The following is a 526-nucleotide window of genomic DNA, read 5'->3' on the forward strand; positions in this document are numbered from 1 at the left end:
TAACGTAATCATATGCATAACCCACGCGCAATTGAGGAGTAACGCGGTAGTTGATCATTCCGCCAATAGCATCCTCTAAGCGGTAACTAAGCCCTGCCTCGATCTTGTTCTGATACATCACATTAACATTCAAATCAAACGATACTGGTGAGTTCATCGCGTATTTAATCATCGTCGAGGGTTTTAATTTCCAGTCCTGATCTAAATCAAATACATAACCCCCATTCAAGTACATGTGTATCTCGCGTTGTCCAAAATCTTTTCCGTCGTAATTCAAGTAGTACTCTTTAATTAAATTCGGTACTCCCAAACCAACGTAGTATTTATCCGTATAGTAGTATGCCCCGATTCCCGCATTAAAAAGAGTAGACTTGCTGTCTGCACCAAATGCAGGGTCACCGGGATCTAAGGTATACCCATTTCCTACTTTAGAAAACAAATCGGCACTGTGAAACGTTGCACCGGCTTTTACCCCTAACGCTAATTTATGCACGCCGCCTAACTCCAAAGTATATGAAAAATCTCC

1 protein-coding gene is annotated in these 526 nt (G+C 41.6%); it reads right to left on the reverse strand.

Annotated elements, in window-relative coordinates:
* Positions 1-526, reverse strand: a 526-nt coding sequence (locus H4K33_RS16690; protein WP_182650882.1) for a type IX secretion system membrane protein PorP/SprF, incomplete at both ends; no start/stop codon positions are given.

It is taken from the genome of Myroides sp. WP-1 (assembly GCF_014145635.1).
Taxonomy (GTDB): domain Bacteria; phylum Bacteroidota; class Bacteroidia; order Flavobacteriales; family Flavobacteriaceae; genus Flavobacterium.